Genomic DNA, 24,957 nt, shown 5'->3' with positions numbered 1-24,957 from the left:
TGCGTCATTATGAGGCAGTTTTTTATCCCAAAATGGTGTGTCATCCGTGCAAAAATCTAATTCTAAGCGACCACAGTCATCTAAGCCTGCTATAAATACGCTACCTTCACAGCAGCGCGGCATGGTGTTTAGTAGTATTTTATTAATTGTCATTATCGCGGGCATGGTGCTATTAGCCCTTTATCTGCTCAAGCTTGATCGCACCATTACCAGTAAGTTTGAGGGTAAACGCTGGGATATTCCTGCAAAGGTTTATTCGCAGCCCCTTGAGTTATATGAGGGCGCCAATGTCGATAAAGATACCATGAAGACTTGGCTGGAATTACTCAACTATCAAAACAACAAAGCTTATGATCGCACGGGTACTTATCATAAGGCAGGCAATACCTATTTTATCCATACGCGTGGCTTTACTTATAGCGCAAACGATGTGGACAAAGAGCAAGTCATCAAACTGACGATTGCTGGCAATAAGGTTGACTCTGTACAAAGTACCTTGCCTGCTAAAACCGGTATTATTCGTCTTGAGCCAGTCAATATTGGTGGTATTTATCCAGACAGCAATGAAGATCGGATGGTCGTTTCTTTAGATCAGGTGCCGCAGCCGCTCATTGATGCCCTGATAGCGACAGAAGATCGTGGTTTTTATGAACATAAAGGCGTATCGATACGTGGTATTGCCCGCGCCGTACTGAATAACTCCTCTGGTGGTTCTAGGCAGGGTGGTTCGACCATCACCCAGCAGTTGATCAAAAACTTCTATCTTAACTCAGATCGCACGCTTAAACGTAAGGCCAATGAAGCCTTGATGGCCGTGCTACTTGAGCTACACTATAGTAAAGATGAAATTCTACAAACCTATCTAAATGAGATTTATTTGGGTCAAAACGGCAAGCGCTCTATTAACGGTTTCGGCTTGGCGTCACAATTTTACTTTGATAAACCGCTCAATGAACTGCGCTTAGACCAACAAGCCTTGCTTGTCGGTATGGCAAAAGGACCTAGCGTTTATAACCCACGTCGTCATCCAAACGATTCAAAAGCGCGCCGTGACGTGGTACTTAGCAATATGTTAGCAGTAGGCTCGCTCAGTCAAGAAGACTACGATAAAGCCTTAAAGCAGCCACTTGGTGTGGTTGATAAGCCCGTTGAAGGAAAAAGCCAGTTCCCTGATTTTTTAGATATCGTTAAACGGGAACTAAATGACGTCTATTATTCTGACGATCTTAAAAATGAAGGTCTGATTATTATCAGCACCTTAGACCCTATTGCCCAGTTGGCGGCGGACAAAGCTGTCGATAAAGAACTTGGCCAGCTGCGTCGCAACAGTAGCAAAACCAAAGATTTACAAGGTGCTTTAGTCAGTGCCAACCCTGAGACCGGCGAGCTGGTTGCCGTGGTTGGTAGTGGAAGCGAATTTACTGGGTTTAACCGTGCAGTAGACGCCAAACGACAAGTGGGTTCGTTATTAAAGCCAATTATTTATATGACGGCGCTTGAAAGTGGACGCTATAATTTGGCAAGTTCGGTTGACGACTCACCAATTACCGTCAATTTAAGTGATGGCACTGAATGGAATCCGAAAAACTATGACAATCGTGACCATGGTTATGTCCCATTTACCACAGCGCTATCTCAATCTTACAACCATAGTGCAGTACGCTTAGGTATGGAGTTTGGGATCGATACTTTTGCCAAACAATTAAAGCGCATGGGTGTTAAAAAGAAAATCCCACCCTATCCTTCAGCGTTATTAGGCTCAGTCAATCTTAGCCCAATGGATATGCTTGGCGTATATCAAGTCTTTGCAACCGGTGGCTTTCGTACGCCAATTCACAGTATCCGCAGCGTCATTGATGACCGCGGGCGTATCTTACAGCGTACTGGATTAAATACTCAGCGCAGTATTCCGCCTGAGACCAACTTTTTGATTAACTACGCCTTGCAAGACGTTGTCAAAAACGGTACGGCTAGACGCATCCAATCGCTTGGCAGCAATTTAAACCTTGCCGGTAAAACAGGTACTACGAACGATTATCGCGATGCTTGGTTCGCGGGTTATAGCGGCAACTATGTCAGCGTGGTTTGGGTTGGACGTGATGATAACAAGCCAATTGGTCTAAGTGGCGGTAGCGGCGCTTTGCCAGTTTGGGTCGATTATATGAATCGTTTAAAACTGACGCCTGTTGCGCTACCTGAACCAGAAGGTATTGAATGGCTGTGGTTAGAGAACAACTCAGGCAAGCTATCAAATGAGCGCTGTGCCAGTGCACGCTACTTGCCCGTTATGTCTGCATATTTACCACAAGAAGCCAGCAGTTGCGCTATCGGCTTATATCAACAAGATCAAGCTCGTGAGCAGACACAATGGCAAAATGAGCAAGGCTCTATCAACCAACAGCGCCGCCGCGAAGGCTTAGATATTCCAAATGGCGAAGCCGTTGATGCGGGTGATGAAGCTAACAATGCCGACCAAGAGGGTGATAGCACAAATAGTGCCGATACTTGGTATGACCGTGCTGTTGAGTGGTTCTAAAGTTTTGAAAACTTAAAAAAGGCTTTTAATATGGCGTTATTTACACAGCAAACGATACTAGCTAAGCAGGCTGTTGACATACCGTTTAAAAAACAGACTAAGCTAATTAATACTGTGCTTGTAACCAGTGCCCTTTTCGGCATGTTGAGCTTGAGCGCCTGTCAAACTGCGCCAACCTCGATAAATAAGACACCAGCGGTCACAACGACGTCTGTGACTCAAGCGCCTATCATTGAAACAGAAATTGAAACGGAAAATAATTACCCGATTGAGCCTGATACTCCATCTGAGCAGACTACATCGACAAAGCCAATAACGGCAGCAACACCCGTATTCACGCCGCCCAGTCAAAGCCCAGTGGTGACACAGCCTGATATTGTTATTCTGACGCCTTCTCGTGAAGATGAGATAATATCTCAGCCTTCCATACCGTCGCATAATGACTTACTAGAGCGAGCACGACAAAACTCGCAGCAACGCAGTCAACAAACTGCTACTAATAATAGTAATTTACCCGCATTTCGCAACCTTATGCAAGTGGGTACAGGGCAATTAAAGGCAGGTAATCTAAATGGCGCTGAGAGCAGCTTTACCCGTGCACAGCGCCTTGCTCCCAAATCATCAGCAGTGTATTTTTATTTGGCCCAAGTAGCGCTGAAAAAGAACCAACCGCGTAAGGCTGAAGCGATGGCACGTCGTGGTCTTAGCGTTTCTCAAGATAGCAGTCGCCGCCGTGCTCTATGGCAGATTATCCTACAATCTGGGCAACAACAAGGCAATGCACGGGTGATAAAAGAAGCCAAGCAAGCGCTACGCTAACTGGGTCAAACGTATTATGAGCGCCTGCTTCTTAGCCTCTATTCATAAACCTTTAATGGTTAATAGCGATTACTGGTTTTTTAGCGCTAACTTTCAGCACTAATTTTGAGCGCTAATATAGCCTCTGCAACACCTATCAGCAATCAAGATTTTGCTCATTTATTATTTATTAAAAATACCAATCCCTCTTTTATTTTGAACTAAGGTTACCGTTATGGCATGGCAACAACTGCATTTACAGTGTGAAAAAGATAATGTCGATCTCGCCGAGGCGCTGTTATTAGAAGCAGGCGCTTTATCAATTGCACTCGATGACGCAGGGGATCAACCCTTATTCGAGCCGCTCCCTGGTGAATCGCCACTATGGGATGAGGTCATTTTAACAGGGTTATTCGACGCCACAACGGATGCTGGCAATCGTCAGGCTATTGAGCAATTGAGCCATGAAATCGCCGCGCAAGTACATGCTAGCCGAACTTGGCTGAGTGCTGTGGATGATAAGGATTGGGAGCGTGAATGGATGTCCAATTATAAACCGATTGAGTGTGCCAATGATTTATGGATTGTTCCTAATTGGCTGACGCCGCCAAATCCTGAAGCTACCAATATCATTATGGATCCAGGTCTGGCTTTTGGTACCGGCTACCATGCCACTACTCGATTATGTTTGGACTGGCTGACTGAAGAGAATCTCAAAGATAAAGTGGTTATAGATTATGGCTGTGGCTCAGGTATTTTAGGCATCGCAGCGCTATTGTTAGGGGCTCGCCACGTCTATGCTGTCGATATTGACCCACAAGCGGTACTCGCTACCAATCAAAACGCAGCACGCAATCATGTCGATGACCGTTTGCAAGCCTTTTTGCCAGAGGACTTTACTACTTATTGGCAACAAAATGACATACAACCAGTAGAGTTCTTGGTTGCCAATATTTTAGCCAAGCCGCTTATCGGTTTAGCCCCTTATTTTGTCACCTTAATGGCAGCAAAAAGCCGTATCGTGCTCGCAGGCTTAATTGAGTCACAAACCGAACAAGTGACTGAAGCGTATCAGCCCTATTTTGCGCTCGACCCTAAACATGCTTTTACCGCGCAAGAAGATCAGCATTGGCAGCGTTTATCTGGTATATTTACAGGCTAGCAACATTAAATTACATCTGTTACGATAGAGAAGCAGTTAAATATTATGTATTTGACGCTGCTCTATGGTTGCCTATGGATGATGTATAGAATATTTAAATAATGACATTAGAATAATCGGCAGCGGTTGATGAGTGGCTACTCGGTATTAATACTTATACCTTTTTGGATTTGACCCTATGACCACGCCAATAAAAACTCAGTGCCCTCATTGCCATGCCAGTTTCAATATAAAGAAAACCCAGTTGAACCAAAAAACCGCTACGGTCTGCTGTGAAAACTGTCAGCAAAGCTTTTTGGTGAATAACAATCTTATCGTGACTGCCGATACAGACCTTAGTAATAAAGATATAACCAGTATAGATACCGCTAGCAGCAGAATTGGTTCAGATAAAGAAAGCCCTTCTTCAAACGCATCGGCACTGCTTATTGACACTGACAATTCTGATTTACAATCCTATCGTTCAAAAAAATCAGCAGCAGATACCTTAATTCATGATGATATGATTCATGATGATATGGATATTGAAGCAGATGACGATGAAGAGTTAGAATACGACTCACTAGATAGTATGAATGCTTGGCTAACTCAAAATACCGATTCCAACCATGCCACTACCACAAACGACACACTGCAAAAAAAACCTTCTGCGAAATTAGATAAAAATCCATATTCATCCGCTACTATATTAAATACAACACCATCAGCGACTGCCTCGTTAAGAGACGCCCCATCATCAGCGCAAATAGCTCTGAGCTCCGCAGCGTCTAATGACATTCATGCTAATATCAATGATAATGCCGATGAATCGTGGCTTGAAAAACTGCTCAAAGAGCAAAATCAAAACGAAGACGCGCCAAAAAATGAGACTGACTTATCACAGTTACTTCTGAGTATGGGCGTTTCTTTCAAAGAAGAAGACAGTAGCAACGCCGCCCATGCTAAAAAAATGCAAACACAAGATAAATTTTCGCCAACGCCAGCGCGACGTTCTATTGCCTCATTATTATGGCTATTCGGCTGTTTGGTATTAACCCTGCTACTTTTTGCTCAGTATGTTATTTTCAACTTAGATAACTTGGTTAAAAATCCTGCTTATGCTGAACGCCTACAGGCAATATGCTCAATCGCGGCTTGTAGCCTACCTAGTGCTGATTTAACGGCATTGACGATGAGCAATGTTAAGCACCAACCCAGCCAGATTAAGGCCGCAAATACATTTAGCGATGTCAGCGTCACTTTGAATAACCAAAGCCCACAAGCGCAGCTGTACCCTCATATTAAAGTTAGTGTTTATAGTGCAAATGCACTTATTGGCGAATTTATTGCAGCGCCAAATGAGTACTTATTGAGTACGCAAAGTCAATTAGGGGCTGAGAGTCGTAGGCAACTACTCTTTACAGTACCAGTAGCCAATGCTCAAATTAATAAAGTCGACATCAGCCCCATTTATTAGAACGGCTTAATGCCGATAATATTTATGGTAATTGCTTTAAATCAATAACAATCAACAGCATCGTTGCTACGATCGCTATGATGGCGCCCAATCTGTTGATATTATGCGCTATGACTTTGATATAATAGCACTCGAACGCCTCATGGTTTTACTCTTTAATCTCAAGGACATTATCTTATGGCACCCCATGTACAGTATAATGCCAGTCATTCTCACAAAAGCGCTGAGAATCCTACTGATTATTATAAAGAGGACTACCATCGCTCAAATCACGATGTAAAGCCTTCTTTAGAGAGCACAAGTCACACACATGAACCTTTACGAGTGCATGTTGAGCGCGTTGTGCGACAATACTTTGCGATGTTAGGTGATGAGATACCAACCGATTTATATGAGCTTATTTTAAAAGAAATAGAACAGCCGCTGTTATCTGTTGTGCTTGAAAAGAGCCGAGGCAATCAAACCAAGTGTGCGCAAATTTTGGGTCTCAATCGCGGTACACTACGCAAGAAGCTCAAAACTTATGGTTTAATGTAGTACCAACTCTTACTTTTAATTGGTACTGCCAACCATCTGCATGACACGCTCATCTACCCTAACTGATATTCATTATGTATGGCAGTTTATAGTTTATGATCTTATCAATCGCGATATGCTCTGCACTGATTGTCATTATTACCTTGCCAGACGTTTACGTCAGGCTTTTTTTATGGAACTTTTCTTATGAGTAAAACCCCACTTGCACTACTGTCGGTCTCCGATAAATCTAATATCGTTGAGTTCGCTCAAGGTCTGATTAAAGCAGGTTTTGGTTTATTGTCGACTGGCGGTACTTATCGTTTGCTCACAGAGCATAATGTCGCCGTCACCGAAGTATCAGATTACACGGGTTTTCCTGAGATGATGGATGGTCGAGTCAAAACGCTACATCCTAAGATTCATGGTGGCATTCTAGGACGCCGTGGCAAAGATGATGCCGTGATGAGTGAGCACGCGATTGAACGCATTGATTTAGTCGTCGTAAACCTCTATCCGTTTGCAGAAACCATTGCTCGTGCTGATGTGACCATGAATGATGCCATCGAAAATATCGATATTGGCGGTCCTACTATGGTACGTTCGGCAGCAAAAAACCATGCGCATGTTGGTATTGTGACTGATCCAGCAGATTATACGCGCGTACTTGATGCCTTAGGTAATGGCACTGAACTCACCACTGCCTTACGCTATGATTTAGCCGTTAAAGCTTTTGAGCATACTGCCCAATACGACGGTATGATTGCAAACTTCTTAGGCAGCCGTGTCAATGAAAGCCAGCAGCCTGAGAATTTTTCACGTACTTTCAACGTCCAGCTTGAAAAAGTGCAAGACCTGCGCTACGGTGAAAACCCACATCAAAATGCGGCTTTTTATGTCGAAAATCAGTCTTCAAAAAGCAAGCAAGCCTCGATTGCAACCGCTCAGCAACTACAAGGCAAAGCATTGTCTTATAACAATATCGCTGATACCGATGCGGCGCTTGAGTGCGCAAAAGCATTTAGCGCACCTGTTTGCGTCATTGTTAAGCATGCCAATCCTTGCGGCGTCGCGGTAGACAACGACCAAGTAGCCGCTTATCGCACTGCTTTTAGTACCGACCCTGAATCTTCTTTTGGCGGCATTATTGCCTTCAATCGTCCACTAACCGTGGCAGCAGCGAAAGCCATTATTGACAATCAATTTGTCGAAGTCATCATCGCGCCTAGTATTGAAGATGGCGTACTTGAAGCGACTGCGACGAAGAAAAACGTACGTGTCCTAGTATGCGGCGATTTACCGTCACCTGAGCAGCGTGAAAGCCAGCTCGACTATAAACGTGTGAATGGTGGTCTACTGGTCCAAGAGCAAGATTTGGGCTTGATTACTGCTAATGATTTAAAGATTGTCACTGACGTGCAGCCGACTGAAACACAGATTGCCGATCTACTATTTAGCTGGAACGTCGCTAAGTATGTAAAATCTAACGCTATCGTATATGCAAAAGGTCAGCGCACCATTGGTGTAGGCGCAGGTCAAATGAGTCGCGTCAACTCAGCACGTATCGCAGCGATTAAAGCCGAGCACGCTGGACTGGCGACAGAAGGTGCGGTTATGGCATCTGATGCCTTCTTCCCTTTCCGTGATGGTATTGATAATGCAGCCGAAGTAGGGATTGCTGCTATCATCCAGCCGGGTGGCTCTATGCGTGATGACGAAACCATTGCCGCGGCAAATGAACATGGCATCGCGATGGTATTCACCGGTATGCGTCATTTCCGCCATTAAACTGCTCTCAAGGTACGATATTAATCAAAGACGCTTATGTTAGATTAAAAGCCTTTAAAACTAAAAATCGCCTTCATTAAAAAAGCCACTGTATCGCTATTTAAATAGCGACAGTGGCTTTTTTATGTCTATGGTTTAATTGAGCTATTAGAATACAGAGTTGATTAAGCGCTTCATACTTATCCTAACGTCCTTGAGCATTCGCCATATTGGCTTCATTGATCTCAACTTTATACACCAAACGTAGATAATCTAAATAGTCTTGTAGCTGATCCTGACCTAAATTATCACGAATAATGGCTGCTGTTTGCGCTCTTTGCGCATCAGATAGCGGTGACTGTTGCTCTGTTTTTATACGGTCACCAACCAATAATGTTGCACCCATTTCCGTCTCGCTAGCAATTGCCACGACACCATTATCTGCTGCTTGCTGACTAAACGCTAAGCCACGCTCTTTTTCTGTCAATTGCGTGGTCTGACGGTTGACACTGCCTAACGCTTGAAATTTAACAGGCTGTTTACTGATATCGGCAGTGGTTTTAATACCAGCTGCTAATTTTTTAGCGTTTTTTAGCGCAAGTGCTGTGGCTTTTTGCTGACGTAATATTTGGGTAATTCTTGGCGTAGCCGCTGATAAAGACAATGTTTTAGTAGGACGATAATTACTTGGTTGTATCCATACCGTACCATTACCAACCTCAATACCTGCTGTGACGGCTTGGTCTTGAATGGTAAACTCGTCAAACGCTTGTTTTATCACCGCTGATTGCGATAGGACAGATTTATTGTTTTCTTTACGGTAATCTTTGAGACGTTTTAATGGCACATTTTCTTGCTGAGCGATATCTTCAATACTGAAACCATCTGCCGCTAAATCATTAATAGCGGTCACTTTATCAGCATAAATTTCCTGACGTTTGTATTCTTTTGCTTTCGCCGTCAACTCTTCACGCATACTTTCTAAACTTGGTATTTTGCTACCATTATCTTCAGTTACCGTAAATATCTGATAGCCAAAGCTGGTCTTAACAGGTGCGCTGACATCACCTACGCTTAAGCCTTCTAGCGCTTTTTCAACCGCTGCCGCATCATTGCCAAATACTGATGGGTTAAAGAGCCCTATATCACCGCCAGTCTCTCCTGATGGGTCATCTGATTCTGTTTTAGCAAGCTTGGTAAAAGACTCTCCTTTAGCAAGACGGGCTTTAACTTTATCTGCTCGAGCCTTGGCATCATTACCTGTCAATAAAATCTGGCTAATTTTACGCTCATCGACGACAGCAAGACTCTGTTTATAAGCGGCATATTGCTGCTGCAAATCTTCTGTCGTGACCTCATTAACTTGGATAGTTTGAGGGCTAAGCTGTAGATAAGCCAAATCTACCACTGCCGCACTTTTTAGCGTGTCTTTATTGGCATCGTAATAGGCTTGTATGTCATTTTTGCTTAATTTAACTTGACCGACATAATCTTGCCAGTTAAAACGATGTAGCCAAATATTGCGCGACTCTAGCTGTAAGTCAATCAGTTGACTGACCGCTTGCATAGGGTATGCCGCTGTCCCAACAATGCTGGCGTTGAGCTGATCAAGGCTTAGCTGATTACGAAACTCTGTAAACAGCTGATCTTTGGTCATATTACGCTGACGCAAAAAGCTTGCAAACTGATCGTTTGAAAACTCACCGTTTTCATCTTTAAAGATTTCTTCTTGGCGCAAGAGACGATTAATAGTGTCGTCAGAAACGGTCATGCCAAGTTTACCAGCCTGCTGCTCTAACAAGGTGCGATCGATAAGACCTTTTAACACCTGTTCGTGTAGCACATCTTCATTTAATAGACTGGCATCATCAACTTGCTCTAAAAGCTCGGTACGACGGTTATTTACAGCAGTCTGGTACTCTGATAGCCCCACACTAGCATCACCTACCTGAGCGATTTGGTTGGGATCAACCCCACCTCCAAAGTAGCTTTCGACACCCAATAGAGCGAGCGGCGATAGGCATAAAATCAATAAAATGCGACCTGGCCAGCTTTTTAAGAAATCGCGCAATTTATCCATAGTTATCTCTGCTTTATTAACCTATATTGATGAAAGACCATTGTAATACTATTAATAATATCAACGCTCTACAAGCTAGCAATGGTAAGAAAATGGTAAAAATAAGAAAGGGTGCATTTTATTATTGTCGCTCAAGATGAATAACATCGCCTTTATTTGATCAACATCTCTATCGCGCGCCCTATGATACGTGATTTTTAATGCAGACTCAAAATATTCACACGATATAATACAAACTATAGCACTAAAAAAAGCACCTAATATCTAGGTGCTTTTTTGCTGCTTCATTCATAGCTTAGCTTATAAGTTAAACCATAAGTGAATTTCTATTGTGTCACTGCTAACAAACGCTGTTTTTATTCGTGTATCACGTCGTCAACTGCGCATGTTTATCAATAGAATGGCTTAGTTCAAGCGCTCTTTTAAGTTTTTACCAGCTTTAAAGCTTGGTACTTTGCTAGCTGGAATGCTCAGCTCTTCGCCAGTCTTAGGGTTACGGCCAGTGCGAGCCTTACGGTCTTTTACACTGAAAGTACCAAAACCAACAAGTGAGATGCTATCGCCAGCTTCTAGAGCTTCGCCCACGCTTTCCATAACAGCATTCAAAGCATCACCAGCTTGAGTTTTATTTAGACCACTTTTTTCAGCGATGCTATCAATTAATTCTGACTTATTCATAAAATTTCCTTCAAGTTTTAGGGGGTAAAAAACGCTCACGCCAAGTATTGTATCGCTCTCAGAGTACTTAAGCAATAAAAACCACCTGACTCACGCATAAACAGGTTTCGCTTTGTTAACGTCTTTATATCAAGGCTACATAAGGAGCGCAAGCGATTTTACATATATTTGTGCACCTTACTACGTATTTAACACCCAATGTTACTTAAACATTCTGCAATTTCGTGACAAGATCGCTATTTTATATTCTGGTGTATAAAACCCTAATGTAGTGATTTTCATCTATTTTATCTTTGAATACAAATTAGCAAGTATGGCTCAAGTGTGGCTATTGCCTAATCCTAGTGCTTTAATTAGAGGAATAATTGTCAGGTAATAATTTAGCCACTGACAGAAACTAGCGTTACTTTTTATTATAAAGACGGTACTATAAGCGAAATCTCATTGTACATTTTGGGTCGTTTTTGATCCTTGCTTGTCCTTTTATCTTTAACTTGAACAATAACAACGGATTATTTACATGAAGCGTTCTACGTTGTCTCACTCTTTTCTTAATGTCATTTTGGTGTTTATCGAATCGGCGCTGACCCTGCTGTTACGTTTAGATCCAGAACTCCGTAAAGCCGCTTATCCGCTTGCCAAGCAAGGTACTGTCGTTGCCCTTAGATTATATCTACCGCATGTGGAGGTATTCGCCACCTTTAGCACCAAAGGCGTGTTATTGGATGACAGACTACCTATTGGACGTAGCGAGCCTGACGTTGTCATCAACGCTTATAGCATTCAAGTGATTAATGCCATCACTACTCACGATAGCGAAACGACTGAGAAGCTGCAAATGCGCGGTGAATCTGTGCAAGTACAGCTGGTAAAGCAATTTATCATGCAGCTTGGTCTAGGTAGCTTGATTCAAGGTTTGATTAGAAAGATTAAAGGCGGCAAAAGCAAGCCCAAGCCGACTGACGCTGAAAAGGCGGATAAAAAAGAGAGCTATAAGCTACGGATTAAAGAACAGCAGACCCAAATCACTACCTTAACCATTAAAAATCGTGAGCTTGAAACGACTGTCAAAGAATTACAAAGTAAGCAAAAGACCTTTATTATTACAACGATAGTCGCTACTGTCATCGCTATTGCAGCTATCATCGCATTGTTTGTGATGAACTAACGCTTATTAAGCAATGTTATATATATAAACCTTTGAGAATAAGTAACGGGTTTTAATAGCGTTTAATATGATTCAGAAATATTAAGCGCTTTTTTTCGCTTACTTGTTTTGTCATTATTTTTTTCGTACTACTAAGCTTTAAAATATAAGCAGTAAATCAGACAATGATTATAAGCATCTCATACGCCTTTGAAAATCACATTTTCTGATATCTCCCCTCCTTCTTTTACCGGTCGTTTTCTTACCATTGTTTTTATCAATCATCGTAATAAGTATGACTAACCATTCAACCACACTTTAATCTTGACTAAATTACTCGGGATTGAGTATAATTACCTTATCGTTGCACACATCGGGTAAACCATCTGTTGTTTAATAACGATAAAACACAACTTAGTTGATAAATGATTTTTATTAGAAGTTTGCTTATTGCACATAAATGATGTGTTTTTAACAGCTACTTCAAATAGCTAGCTTCTAATAATACGACGAGACTAAGATCGTTGTTAAATAAACTTATCATTAAAAGGTTTGGAGATAACACATGCGTTTGACTACTCGAGGCAGATACGCCGTTACCGCTTTGCTAGATTTAGCACTGCAAACTAGCCAACAAGAGAGTGCTGTATCTTTATCTGATATTGCTAAGCGACAATCGATATCGATATCCTATCTCGAACAGTTATTTTCAAAACTGCGTAAGCGTGGTTTGGTCACGAGTATTCGCGGGGCGGCAGGCGGCTATCATTTAGCCAAGCCACTTGATCAGATAGATGTGATGAGTATCATCTCTGCTGTCGATGAGTCGGTTAACGCGATGCAGTGTGAAGGACGCGGCGACTGTCAAAGTGGTACAATGTGCCTCACTCATGATTTGTGGTGTGCCTTATCCAATCATGTTGAGCAGTACTTGAAAAATATAACATTGGCGCAATTGTTAGATATGGAGCACGTGCAGTCAGTGTCAGACCGTCAGCACACATTTTCTTCGAAAGACATTTCTATAAAAGACATCAATACTATTACTTTATCGACCAGCGAGGCAAACCCAGCATGAGCCAACATAACAAACTTATATACTTAGATTATGCCGCCACTACGCCAGTTGCTAAGTCAGTCGCTGCCAAGATGAGCGAGTATCTGACGGTAGACGGCATCTTTGGTAACCCAGCATCACGCTCGCATGGCTATGGCTGGCAAGCTGAAGAAGCAGTTGAAACGGCACGTGGGCAAGTTGCTGACGTCATCCATGCGGATCCACGCGAAATCGTCTTTACTTCTGGTGCAACAGAATCTGATAACTTAGCCATTAAAGGCGCCGCACATTTTTATCAGTCTCGTGGTAAGCATATTATTACCAGTAAAATTGAGCATAAAGCGGTACTAGATACTTGCCGCGAGCTTGAGCAAGAAGGTTTCGAGATTACTTATCTTGAACCACAGCCAAGCACTGGCATGATCTTACCAGAGCAAGTGAAAGCCGCCTTACGTGAAGATACGATTTTAGTATCACTCATGATGGTCAATAACGAGCTTGGTACGATTACAGATGTTGCTGCTATTGGCGAAATCACTCGTGAAGCGGGCGTTATCTTCCATGTTGATGGCGCGCAGTCTGTTGGCAAGGTGCTTATCAACCTTGAAAAGATGAAAATAGACTTAATGAGCTTCTCAGGTCATAAAGCATACGGTCCTAAAGGTATTGGTGCTCTATTTGTCAGCCGTAAGCCACGTATTCGTCTAAAAGCAGAGCAACATGGCGGCGGCCATGAGCGCGGCATGCGTTCAGGTACCTTGCCTACCCATCAAATCGTTGGTCTTGGTGCAGCCTTTGCCTTAGCCAATGAGCGTTATCAAGAAGACCACGATCACGCGGCAAAATTACGCCAAAAGTTGTGGGATGGTTTACAAGATATTGAAGAGATTTATCTAAACGGTGATTTAGAAAACAGCGTTCCTAACATTGTAAATATCAGCTTTAACTTTGTTGAAGGCGAATCGCTCATGATGTCGCTAAAAGACTTAGCCGTATCATCAGGTTCAGCCTGTACGTCAGCAACGCTTGAGCCATCATATGTATTGCGGGCTATCGGTCGCCCAGATGAGTTAGCACATAGCTCAATCCGCTTCAGCTTCGGTCGCTATACGACTGAAGAAGATATTGATACAGTTATTACCCAGATGCATCAAGCCGTTGATAAATTACGTGCTCTATCGCCACTTTGGGATATGTATCAAGAAGGCGTTGATTTAGACTCAGTAGAGTGGTCTGAGCATTAAGATTTATTCAATAGTAAAATAACGATATGGTTATTAAATGTAGCCATTAGACGATCAATCAAACAATTATAAATACAGTTTTTATAAGTGAAATGTTTGACCCCAATTATCGATGAGTAAGTAGACATTAAAAGTTAGTAAGTTACTAATCTAAGATACTGCTCATCATCTAACTAGGAGAAAATCCCATGGCCTATAGTGACCAAGTTATTGATCATTACGAAAACCCACGCAACGTTGGCAATCTTGATAAAAATGCCAAAAACGTTGGTACCGGTATGGTCGGTGCCCCAGCCTGTGGCGATGTGATGCGTCTACAAATTCAAGTTGATGATAATGGTATCATTGAAGATGCACGCTTTAAAACCTATGGCTGCGGCTCAGCAATTGCTTCAAGCTCACTCGTCACTGAGTGGTTAAAAGGCAAAAGCTTAGATCAAGCTGGCGAAATTAAGAACAGTCACATTGCTGAAGAACTAGCATTACCACCAGTAAAAGTGCATTGCTCAGTACTAGCAGAAGACGCTATTAAAGCCGCTATTAGTGACTATAAAGGTAAGCATGTGCCTGCTGAAGCGTAGTCGTAGTTTAAACGATCCGCTATGTTAATTAGTATATAAGCGCAAGCTGCTAAAAAGTGGCTGACGCCAAGGAGGTGACAATAACGCTTATGTAATTGTCGCCTTTTATTTATTTTAAATGGTTTATTCGACTTATCTTGGCAAATTACTTATTTTTGCCAATTAATATAAATTATTTATTCAGATTTTTTATCTCTATTATTGATAGTTAATAGGAGTTGGCATGATTGAAATGACAGAACGCGCCGCTCAGCATGTTCGAGATTTTTTGGACAATCGCGGTAAAGGTGAAGGTATACGAGTCGGTATCCGTACAGCAGGTTGTTCGGGCTTGGCTTATGTTTTAGAGTTTGTCGATACGCCTGATGAAAATGACACGCGTTACGAAAGTCGTGATGTTAGTATTTTTATTGACCCTAAAAGCTTGGTGTATTTAGATGGATTATTGATGGACTATGAAAAAGAAGGCCTAAATGAAGGCTTTAAATTCACCAATCCCAATCAAAAAGGCGAATGCGGTTGTGGTGAGTCCTTTACAGTTTAACTTTTTGTATTGGATAAGATAGAAGCCCTAAAAATAATAAATAAAGGCATATGATATGACAGACACTACTCCAGAAGCACAGTTTGACAACTTCTTTGCTCTATTTGAGCAGCCTGTACAATTTGATATCACTCAACATAGCCTTGATCAGCGTCTGCGTCTCCTGCAAAAACACTATCATCCTGATAATGTTGCAAAAAATGTGGCAGATAATGCAAAAGCAAAGCAGCATTCTGAGAAAGCGTCAGCGCTTATTAATCAAGGTTATCAAACGCTCAGTGCGCCTGATAGCCGTGCCAGTTATCTATTAGATTTAGCCGGTCAAGCGCAAAATGTAGAGCATTCAATCGCAGATTTGGAATTTTTAGAAGATGCCATGCAAATGCGTATTGATCTAGACGATGCCATTGGCGATAAAGATATGTCAGCGCTGCAGCAGCTACACCCTAAGATTACAGAACGCCTAGCTAAGCAGTCTGAACGTTTTAATAATGCTTATCAAAACCAAGACTGGCAAACGGCAATTGATGCGACTCAGAAATTGAAATTTTTAGTGAAATTAGATGCAGACATCACTATAGGTCTTGATGAGGTCGCCACTACTGAACATTTAGATGATGACGATTTATATGTTTAGACTGGTTGCTTTTACGGGTACCATCTTCAAATAAAGCTGACTTAATCACAACTTCAAATATGTATAGTGGTTTTCTTATGCCTAATGGTTTTTTATAACAGCTCTTTAATTTTATAGAAGCTCCTTAATTTTATAGAGTTATTTTAATTTAAAAATAGTTATCAATACAATGAATGACTACTTATTTGGAAGCAATGGTTAAAAAAGTACCACCTATCCCGTATAATCCGTTACGTTGAACGCCTTTAATGGCTGATTTTTACATTAGAATATTTATATCGTGCTGATATTTGCCTGATATTTGATAGTAAAAAATGCAGTGGTTAAATAATAGTAGCCTGCATGTTGTATTTGTTCCATTTCACTTATTCATTTTATCTTTGAGTTGTCTTATGTCCTTATTGCAAATTGCTGAACCCAATCAAAGTACTCGGCCTCACCAACATCGTTTTGGTTTAGGAATTGACCTTGGTACGACGCGCTCATTGGTCGCTGTAGTGCGTTCAGGTAAGGCGCAAGTTTTGCAAGCAAGCACAACGACTGATACCTTATTGCCTTCCGTGGTTTATTATCCAAGCACAGGCAAGCCACTGGTTGGCTATGACGCCCTTGCTCATCTAGCAGATGATCCAAAAAATACGATCATCTCGGCTAAGCGCTTTATGGGTCGTAGTCAAGCAGATATCAAATTCTCACACCCTTATGAGTTAAGTGGTGACAAAGATGCGATGCCAGCGTTTGTTACCGCCCAAGGAGAAGTATCTCCCGTTGAGGTTTCAGCGCGTATTTTAGCAGCACTTCAACAGCGTGCTGCTAACGCATTGCCTGACGAGAGCATACAAGGTGCTGTTATTACTGTGCCCGCTTATTTTGATGAAGCGCAACGCCAAGCGACTAAAGATGCAGCTCAAGCGGCGGGTATCAATGTACTGCGTCTATTAAATGAGCCTACCGCTGCCGCTGTAGCTTATGGGCTTGACCAGCCTACCGGCATTGATAGCGAAAGCCATTATCTAATCTATGATTTAGGCGGCGGTACTTTTGATGTGTCTATTTTAAAACTGAATGATGGCGTCTTTGAAGTATTAGCAACGGGTGGTAATAGTGCGCTCGGTGGCGACGATATTGATCGCCTCTTAACCAATTGGCTCATCAAAAAATTACATATCGACCCTAAAGATGTGAGCCTTCATGATAAATCGATACTTGCCCAACAAGCCAAAGCGTATAAGCAAGCATTGACTGACGTTGAGCAAGTTGATATTGACATCATCGTCAATGAGCAATCTTATCAAGGTGTCTTGCGCCGTAAAGATTTACTCACTATCGCAGCACCAGTAAATAGCCGCACATTGAGCGTCTGTGAACAAGTATTACGTGACGCTAAACTGTCTAAGACAGACTTAGATGAAGTTATCTTGGTTGGTGGCTCTACACGCATGCCTGCGGTTCAGCAAGTCGTTACGGAATTTTTTGCCAAGCAGCCACTTTGCCGTCTCAATCCAGATGAAGTGGTCGCCTTAGGCGCAGCACAGACAGCGCATCAATTGGTCAACGGTGATAGCGATAACAATCTATTGCTATTAGATGTAACGCCGCTATCGCTCGGTCTTGAGACCATGGGCGGTCTGGTTGAAGTCCTTATCCCGCGTAATACGCCTATTCCTGTCAAAAAACGCCAAATCTTTACCACTTATCAAGATGGTCAAACGGGCATGGTGATTCATGTGGTGCAAGGCGAGCGTGAGACAGTCGATAACTGCCGCTCACTTGGACGCTTTGAGCTTTATGGTATTCCGCCCATGAAAGCTGGATTTGCTCGTATTGAAGTGACTTTTAGTATTGACGCTAATGGGCAGCTGACAGTGAGTGCACAAGAAACGACGACCAAAACAGAAAGTAAAATTGAGATTGTCCCCTCTTATGGATTGTCTGATGAGCAAAAAGAACAGTTACTGATTGCAGGATTCAAATACGCTGAAGAAGATAAGAACGCCCGTTCTTTAATCGAAACTAAGGTAGAGGCTGAACGCGAAGTATTGGCGCTCCAATCGGCACTGAAAGAATTTGCTTCATTACTCTCACCTGAAGCACAACAATCACTAGCGGAAACCATGCAAGCACTAGAAACAACGCTTAATACTGACGATTTGGCACTTATCGAAGCAAAACAAGCACAGCTTAAACCCCATAGTGACGCCTTTGCTGCTCTTATTATGAACCAAAGCGTCAAAGCCAGTATGGCGGGGACTAGTGCACAAGATTGGTAGTAGACATGTTTAGGAATATAGCTTAACCATCATATTAAGCTTATTTTTTAGATTTTATTTTAAATTGATTAGCACTGGATAGACACCTTATGCCAAAAATTACTGTACTACCCCATCATGAAATTTGCCCTGAAGGCATTGAAGTCGAGCTAGAAGCGGGCAGCAACTTATGCAAAGCGCTTTTAGAAAAGGGTATCAAAATTGAGCATGCTTGTGAGATGTCAAAAGCTTGTACTACCTGTCATGTCGTGGTACGTAAAGGTTTTAATAGCCTAGATGAGATGGATGATATCGAAGCCGACTTGCTAGATCGCGCTTGGGGCTTAGAGCCTGACTCACGATTATCCTGTCAGGTGATGCTTGATGATGAAGATTTAACTATTGAGATTCCTAAATACACGTTAAACCATGCCAAAGAAAACCACTAAATAATAATAACTTACCTATGAGCATCGTTAGCGAGATGGTTTCATATATTAACAAAATAACGTTATATGAAAAAAGCCAGTTATTATTAATAACTGGCTTTTTTCTATTTTCAATGCTCAAAAACCATATTCTCTAAGCCCATATGGTCAATTCAAAATAAAAGATGGTTACCTATAGTAATGTTATCAGCCTTCACTTACTTATGACGTTGACTTTCCTGCTTACTCGCTTTAGTAATCTCAAGCGTAATCGCCTTCTCTTCTTGCTCAATACGCTCAAGCGCAATATTTAAGCGATTTCGAATATCTTGATAATCGTTATCTTGCATGTCTCTAAAATTCAGGTGGAGGTTAAAACCCGGTAGTGTATGATCCACCCATTTCGACAGCTTACCTTTATTCGCATCTGGGTCGAGTACTTGCCAGGCGATTACTTTACTATCAAAGCCTTTTAACTGAAAAGATCCAGCATATTCACAGTCGTAATCATGAGAGATATAGTCATGGGTACGCTCACTAATAAATATCTCACTCTTACCAGCGACTGCTTCAAGTCTTGAGGCAAGGTTGGCTTCTTTGCCAATGAGCGTATAGCTGAGACGATTATTACTACCAAAGTTACCGACATGGCAATAGCCCGTGGTAATGCCAATACGTATATACAAGCCTTCAAAGCCCATAAGCCGCCATTTCTGCCTTAAGGTGCGCATCTCACGGCGCATATCTATTGCCATAGCGACACAGTCTAATGCGTCTTGACGTGGGCCACGGCTATTTGGCTCACCAAAAAAGCACACCATACCATCGCCGATGAACTTATCTAATACTGCACCATGTTTATTGGCAATTAAAGTCATACAGTGCATATAGGTATTTAAAATATCAGCCAAATTATCAGCGCTTAAACTATCAGATAGCTCGGTAAAGCCGACGATATCTGAGAACATGATCGTCAGCTTAGCCCGCTTATTAGAAACACTCACGGGGACGTCTGCTTTTACAATAGGTTCCCAGATTTGCGGTGGTATAAAACGCGTTAATTTATTAATAACGGAAACCATGGTATTTAATCGCCCAGCCACTTGCTGAGCACGGCCTTCGTAATGAATATAATCATGATATACGCGGCGAAAATGACACAGGATAACCATCATACTTGCCAATAATATGACGGAGGTTATCCAGTCTTCATGACAATCTATTTCATTGATACTTAAAGTGACGCTAACATAATAAAAAATAATGACGGTTACAACTGATACCGCTATCAGCTTTAGATGATTTTCGGGGCTACTAATAATAACACGCAGCCCTATTAGCGCCGCCAAACTCAGTGAAATTATAGAACAGAACTGTATTGAGCCAATGACCACAGATAATAAAATAATAACGATATTGGACGTCCAAAAACTTGTTTGGCGGCGGTAGTTATAAATTAGGATCATGAGACTAGGTAGGCAGACAACGACGAGAAGCGCCATCGAAGTTGGACTGAAGTCAAAGTGCACGGCAAGCAGAATAACGCTTAGTATTAAAACAAAAACTTCTGGATAGTCAAATCGATAGGCATCCTTACCCTGTATAGATTTTTTTGGGCTTATTATATCTAAAAATGCCATGGTCAATATTCGCTTAAAATAGAAAGCCATCAGAGAGGTAAATAATAATGAAAGTACTTTTATAAACTATTGATTATATCAGTGGTTACTAAATCTATATATTATACCTCTTTATTCCTATAGCACCTATGTCACTCATAACCGAAAGCATACCACTTATCATTCATCTTGCTTTAAAACCAATCTAAATAGAAATTGTGACACCTAATGCCTAAAACAAAAAAAGCCAAATAATAAATATCTGGCTTTTTGGGTAGGTCGCATTTAAAGAAGAATATTAGAGACCGTCAATTAAGACTTTATTACATTTGCCAATCAAATGGCATTTGATGATGACCACGTAATGCCATCATTAAAGTCTGCTGCATCTGTGCCAATACCTCTTTACTATAAGGAACAGCAGGCACGCCCCATACTGGATTTGGCCATTGCATATCGTTTTGATAACGAACGATATGATGAAAATGCAATTGTGGTACTTGATTACCCAGTGCGGCCACATTCATTTTATCCGCTTGAAAGGTCTTGGCAAGTTGGCTTGATAACCAGCTCGACTCACGCAAAAACTGCGTTTGGTCAGCCTCAGATAACTCATACAATTCTTTGATACCTGATACACGCGGCACTAATATCAACCAAGGGAACTGACAATCATTGATTAAACGGCAGGTAGATAATGGAAAATCACCCACTAAAAAACTATCGGCAGCAAGTTTATGATGAAGTTGGAACATAATGACGGTTCTCTTGTTATGGAGCTTAAGTAAAAGGAAATAAAAAAGTAAAATGCAATAAGCTGAAAATCAGGGGTTAAAAATATAGTGTCGCTATTTTATCAGTTATCCAGCCGATAAAATAGCGACATAAGCCATTGGCTTTGCGTTACCTAGCTAACCTACTTAGCTTGTATCCCTGACATGCCGTTATTATCCAACCAATCTACGCCGACTCTGCCACCATATGCTCGCTAAAATAGCGTAATAGCTCTTGGATAACCGTAACGCGCTGTTGCGGTGTTGCCAGTTTATCGGCATCCTGATAACGAATACCAGACGCCCCATTCATACGATAGTGCTGACCATTTGCTTGAATCAGTTTAATAATGGCTAAGGCATCGACTGGTGTGTCAGGCGCAAACTCTAACGTCATGCTATTGCTGTTGGCATCAATTTTATTAATCTTCAATGGTTCTGCTTGTATACGCAGTCCATGAATGGCAAATAGCTGCTTGGTTTGATCCGGCAATATACCAAAGCGATCAATCATCTCAGTGCGGATATCGGTCAGCGCTTCTTTGTCATCGGCATTGCTAATACGTTTATAAAACAGCAAACGCTGATGCACATCGTGCAAATACTCTTCCGGTATCAACGCCGAGCTATGTAGATTAATTTCACTGGTCAGCGACAATGGTGTATTCAAATCGGGCTCTTTACCAGCTTTGATCGCCTTAGTAGCACGCTCAAGCATATCCATATATAAGCTAAAACCAATCGCTTGCATATTACCACTTTGCTGCTTACCCAGTATCTCACCGGCTCCGCGAATCTCTAAATCCTCACTAGCCAGCATAAAACCTGCACCCAGTGTGTTAGCGCGCTCAATAGCATGCAACCGGCGCTTAGCATCACCTTTAAGACCTTTAATAGAGGGTACTAGCAGGTAGCAATAAGCTTGATGATGACTACGACCAACGCGACCACGTAACTGATGCAACTGAGCAAGCCCAAACTTGTCAGCGCGCTCAATAATGATGGTATTGGCATTTGGTACATCAATGCCCGTTTCAATAATCGTCGAACAAATCAGCACGTTAAATTTTTTATGATAAAACTGCTGCATCACTTGTTCGAGTTGGCGCTCTTGCATTTGCCCATGCGCAACCCCTACCCGTGCTTCAGGAACCAGCTCACGAATGGTCTCCGCCATGCGCTCAATACTGGCGACATCATTATGCAGTAAATATACCTGCCCACCACGCAATAGCTCACGCAAGATAGCTTCTTTCATCAGTGCCTCTGTCTTTTGCATGACAAAGGTTTTAATTGCGAGGCGACGTGCGGGTGGCGTGGCAATAATCGACATATCGCGCATACCAGATAACGCCATATTAAGCGTTCTAGGGATTGGCGTCGCCGTCATCGACATACTATCTACATCGGTCTGAATGGCCTTGATACGCTCCTTATGACGCACACCAAAGCGGTGTTCTTCATCGACAATCATCAAGCCTAGATTAGAAAACTTCACATCCGGTTGCAATAACTTATGAGTCCCAATAACGATATCAACCTTGCCATCTGCAAGATCTGTCAGAACAGTTTCTTGATGTTTTTTACCGCCAAAGCGCGATAGTGTTTCGATACGTATTGGCCAATCAGCAAAGCGATCGCGGAAATTATCTTCATGCTGACCTGCTAGCAATGTCGTCGGCACCAATATCGCTACTTGGTAGCCTGCACTGACCGCGATGAAAGCGGCGCGCATCGCTACTTCTGTTTTACCAAAACCAACGTCCCCGCAGATGAGACGATCCATCGGTTGGTTCTGCTTCATATCTTCCATAACGGCATGAATAGCATTAGCTTGGTCAGGGGTTTCTTCAAAGGCAAACTGACTGGCAAATAGCTCATATTGCGAGATATCTATTTTGAAATGAATACCGACTTTGGCTTCGCGCCGTGCTTGCATATTAAGGAGCTCAGCCGCGACATCATGAATTTGCTCGAGCGCCTTTTGCTTAGCCTTGTCCCATTTCCCGCTACCAATTTTGTGCAGCGGCGCGAGTGCTGGGTCACCGCCACTGTAGCGATTAATCATTTGCAAATTGGCTACTGGCACATAAATGCTGGCATCATCGGCATATTTTAAGTGAATAAACTCTTGCTCACCGTCGCCCACATCCAAGGTAATCAGTCCATGATAGCGACCAATACCATGCTCGATATGAACAACTGGACTGCCTTCGGTTATTTCAGTAACGCTTTTAACCAAGAACTCTTCTGATACACCACTTTGTCGCCGACGGCGCGTTTGCAATACTTGCCGACCAAATAATTGCGTTTCACTAATCAGCACCAAGCGCTCAGGCACATAAACACCACGCTCAATGGGCGCAACGGTTAAACCGACCTGTGGCAACTTGTTATCTTTAAAAGCATTTATCTTATCTGTTGCTAAAAACTCTTCAAAGCTGTCATAGGCTTTGATATCAATTTTACCTTTAAACAGCTCAATGAGAATCTCGCGGCGACCCGCAGTTTCAGCGACCACCAATACCGGTGTCGACGTTTGCGCTTGTATGGCCAAAAAATCTAACAGCTCAGTTAAAGGTTCTGCTTTTTGATGATTCACTGATAGCTGCGGCGGTGCTAGAGCGGTAAGTGTTACCAAGCCTTGTTGCTTAGTCGAGGTGGAAGTAGTGGTTAATGCTGGATTTGGTGTTACGCCATGTTCATCAATAACCGCCACATCGGTCATCGTTGCCAGCTCATTACGCGCACTCAGAATAATGCGTGGATAATAATTTAGATGCTCATTGAGGGTATTCGATAATAAGTACAATAACTCAGGTGCAACGATGGGCTTATCAATATCATGACGACGCTCTTCATAGCGGCGCTGGATTTGTGACCAATAATCTACCTGTTTTTCGTTAATTAGCTCATCAGTAATAAACAGTGCATCATCTGGTAAATAGGAGAATAAACTACTTTCTGACTCCCAAGCCTTTAAATCAAAAAATAGCGGCTGGTAATACTCAAGTCCACTGCTAGCAATACCTGCCATCACATCTTTATGCAGCTCAAACTTACGGCTACTGGCATTAGGAAACATCGCGGCAAAATTGGTCCGAAAAGTCTCGCGTCCTTCGTCGAGTGGAAACTCTTTCGCTGGTAGTATTTGGAACTGCTCAATGGGCTTTGAGATATCCGGTAGTTTGTGCAGTAACGACAGTGATTCCTTGCCCATGCTACTATCATTACCACTCATCATTGCTTTAAGATCATCAACGGTCAAAGTACGCTGGGTCTGCGGATTAAAAAACCGAATGGTTTCAATTTCGTCATCGAATAAGTCCAAACGTAGCGGAAACGGCTGACCCATCGCAAAGATATCGATGATACTACCACGTACAGCAAATTCACCCGGCTCAAAGACATTTTCAACCGCTCGGTAACCTGCTTTTGCAAGTAATTCACGCTGGGTGTTGATATCGAATTGATCACCAACACTAAGATCAAAATGCTGCCCAATCAACCAGCTGGGCGGTGCCACTCGATGCATCAATGCCTGTACCGAGATTAGCAGCACTCCTGAGGTTGGCATATCCGTCAGCAGGTTAATGCGTCTCCTCACGCTGTCTTACATCGGTTCAAGCTCCTCCTACATAACTTACCCCCAATCGGGAAACACACACACTCCGACCACACACAA

Annotated in this window: 18 protein-coding genes and 1 pseudogene; 14 read left to right on the top strand and 5 right to left on the bottom strand. The window is 42.3% G+C overall.

The window, feature by feature from the left end:
- Nucleotides 1-46: 46 nt before the first annotated feature.
- The 6 genes from mrcB (at nucleotide 47) to purH (ending at nucleotide 8,256) form a co-directional block, all read left to right on the top strand.
- A complete protein-coding gene (gene mrcB, locus CAN34_RS00880; RefSeq protein ID WP_089554043.1) occupies nucleotides 47-2,536 on the top strand; it encodes a penicillin-binding protein 1B in 2,490 nt (829 codons plus the stop codon).
- Between the two features lie 30 nt (nucleotides 2,537-2,566).
- Entirely contained in the window at nucleotides 2,567-3,355 is a 789-nt protein-coding gene (locus tag CAN34_RS00875) for a M48 family metallopeptidase (protein WP_089554042.1), read from the top strand.
- A gap of 214 nt (nucleotides 3,356-3,569) precedes the next feature.
- A complete protein-coding gene (gene prmA / locus CAN34_RS00870; protein ID WP_089554041.1) occupies nucleotides 3,570-4,496 on the top strand; it encodes a 50S ribosomal protein L11 methyltransferase in 927 nt (308 codons plus the stop codon).
- Between the two features lie 178 nt (nucleotides 4,497-4,674).
- Nucleotides 4,675-5,952 (top strand): zinc-ribbon and DUF3426 domain-containing protein, encoded by a 1,278-nt coding sequence (locus tag CAN34_RS00865; RefSeq protein ID WP_089554040.1) that lies wholly within the window; start codon nucleotides 4,675-4,677, stop codon nucleotides 5,950-5,952.
- 177 nt (nucleotides 5,953-6,129) lie between these two features.
- Nucleotides 6,130-6,489 carry a DNA-binding transcriptional regulator Fis gene (gene fis, locus CAN34_RS14595; RefSeq protein ID WP_079692167.1) on the top strand — a complete coding sequence of 120 codons (360 nt, stop codon included), beginning with the start codon at nucleotides 6,130-6,132 and terminating at the stop codon, nucleotides 6,487-6,489.
- A gap of 186 nt (nucleotides 6,490-6,675) precedes the next feature.
- Nucleotides 6,676-8,256, top strand: coding sequence for a bifunctional phosphoribosylaminoimidazolecarboxamide formyltransferase/IMP cyclohydrolase (gene purH, locus CAN34_RS00855; RefSeq protein WP_079692168.1), 1,581 nt, complete (start codon nucleotides 6,676-6,678; stop codon nucleotides 8,254-8,256).
- Between the two features lie 184 nt (nucleotides 8,257-8,440).
- On the opposite strand, the gene CAN34_RS00850 is transcribed toward purH, so the two are convergent.
- Together CAN34_RS00850 and CAN34_RS00845 are read right to left on the bottom strand one after the other, a co-directional pair.
- Nucleotides 8,441-10,315, bottom strand: coding sequence for a SurA N-terminal domain-containing protein (locus tag CAN34_RS00850; RefSeq protein ID WP_089554039.1), 1,875 nt, complete (start codon nucleotides 10,313-10,315; stop codon nucleotides 8,441-8,443).
- Between the two features lie 405 nt (nucleotides 10,316-10,720).
- Nucleotides 10,721-11,032, bottom strand: coding sequence for an HU family DNA-binding protein (locus tag CAN34_RS00845; protein WP_227516667.1), 312 nt, complete (start codon nucleotides 11,030-11,032; stop codon nucleotides 10,721-10,723).
- 481 nt (nucleotides 11,033-11,513) lie between these two features.
- On the opposite strand from CAN34_RS00845, the gene CAN34_RS00840 reads away from it, so the two are divergent.
- From CAN34_RS00840 to fdx, 8 genes are all read left to right on the top strand, one after another.
- Complete coding sequence (locus tag CAN34_RS00840) at nucleotides 11,514-12,161, top strand: hypothetical protein (RefSeq protein ID WP_079692170.1); 648 nt, start codon at nucleotides 11,514-11,516, stop codon at nucleotides 12,159-12,161.
- 544 nt (nucleotides 12,162-12,705) lie between these two features.
- A complete protein-coding gene (locus CAN34_RS00835; protein WP_079692171.1) occupies nucleotides 12,706-13,218 on the top strand; it encodes an Rrf2 family transcriptional regulator in 513 nt (170 codons plus the stop codon).
- Nucleotides 13,215-14,441 carry an IscS subfamily cysteine desulfurase gene (locus tag CAN34_RS00830; RefSeq protein ID WP_089554038.1) on the top strand — a complete coding sequence of 409 codons (1,227 nt, stop codon included), beginning with the start codon at nucleotides 13,215-13,217 and terminating at the stop codon, nucleotides 14,439-14,441. Before CAN34_RS00835 ends, CAN34_RS00830 begins: the two co-directional genes overlap by 4 nt.
- Before the next feature lie 188 nt (nucleotides 14,442-14,629).
- Complete coding sequence (gene iscU, locus CAN34_RS00825; RefSeq protein ID WP_089554037.1) at nucleotides 14,630-15,022, top strand: Fe-S cluster assembly scaffold IscU; 393 nt, start codon at nucleotides 14,630-14,632, stop codon at nucleotides 15,020-15,022.
- A 223-nt stretch (nucleotides 15,023-15,245) separates the two neighbouring features.
- A complete protein-coding gene (gene iscA, locus CAN34_RS00820; RefSeq protein WP_025653020.1) occupies nucleotides 15,246-15,566 on the top strand; it encodes an iron-sulfur cluster assembly protein IscA in 321 nt (106 codons plus the stop codon).
- Between the two features lie 55 nt (nucleotides 15,567-15,621).
- Nucleotides 15,622-16,203, top strand: coding sequence for a Fe-S protein assembly co-chaperone HscB (hscB, locus tag CAN34_RS00815; RefSeq protein ID WP_089554036.1), 582 nt, complete (start codon nucleotides 15,622-15,624; stop codon nucleotides 16,201-16,203).
- A gap of 392 nt (nucleotides 16,204-16,595) precedes the next feature.
- Nucleotides 16,596-18,473: a Fe-S protein assembly chaperone HscA gene (gene hscA, locus CAN34_RS00810; protein ID WP_089554035.1), complete on the top strand. Its 1,878-nt coding sequence runs from the start codon at nucleotides 16,596-16,598 to the stop codon at nucleotides 18,471-18,473.
- 89 nt (nucleotides 18,474-18,562) lie between these two features.
- Nucleotides 18,563-18,901: an ISC system 2Fe-2S type ferredoxin gene (gene fdx / locus CAN34_RS00805; RefSeq protein ID WP_079692176.1), complete on the top strand. Its 339-nt coding sequence runs from the start codon at nucleotides 18,563-18,565 to the stop codon at nucleotides 18,899-18,901.
- Between the two features lie 197 nt (nucleotides 18,902-19,098).
- Here fdx and CAN34_RS00800 read toward each other — a convergent pair whose 3' ends face one another.
- The 3 genes and pseudogenes from CAN34_RS00800 to mfd all read right to left on the bottom strand — a co-directional run.
- Nucleotides 19,099-20,520, bottom strand: a complete 1,422-nt coding sequence (locus tag CAN34_RS00800; RefSeq protein WP_089554034.1) for an adenylate/guanylate cyclase domain-containing protein — start codon at nucleotides 20,518-20,520, stop codon at nucleotides 19,099-19,101.
- 302 nt (nucleotides 20,521-20,822) lie between these two features.
- Nucleotides 20,823-21,254, bottom strand: a complete 432-nt coding sequence (locus tag CAN34_RS00795) for an HIT domain-containing protein (RefSeq protein WP_011513989.1) — start codon at nucleotides 21,252-21,254, stop codon at nucleotides 20,823-20,825.
- A 205-nt stretch (nucleotides 21,255-21,459) separates the two neighbouring features.
- Nucleotides 21,460-24,957, bottom strand: a pseudogene (gene mfd, locus CAN34_RS00790) (transcription-repair coupling factor); the annotation flags it as partial.

Origin of the sequence: Psychrobacter sp. DAB_AL32B (genome assembly GCF_002224105.1) — a bacterium.
Lineage (GTDB): Bacteria > Pseudomonadota > Gammaproteobacteria > Pseudomonadales > Moraxellaceae > Psychrobacter.
This window is presented reverse-complemented; position numbering and strand designations above follow the sequence as displayed.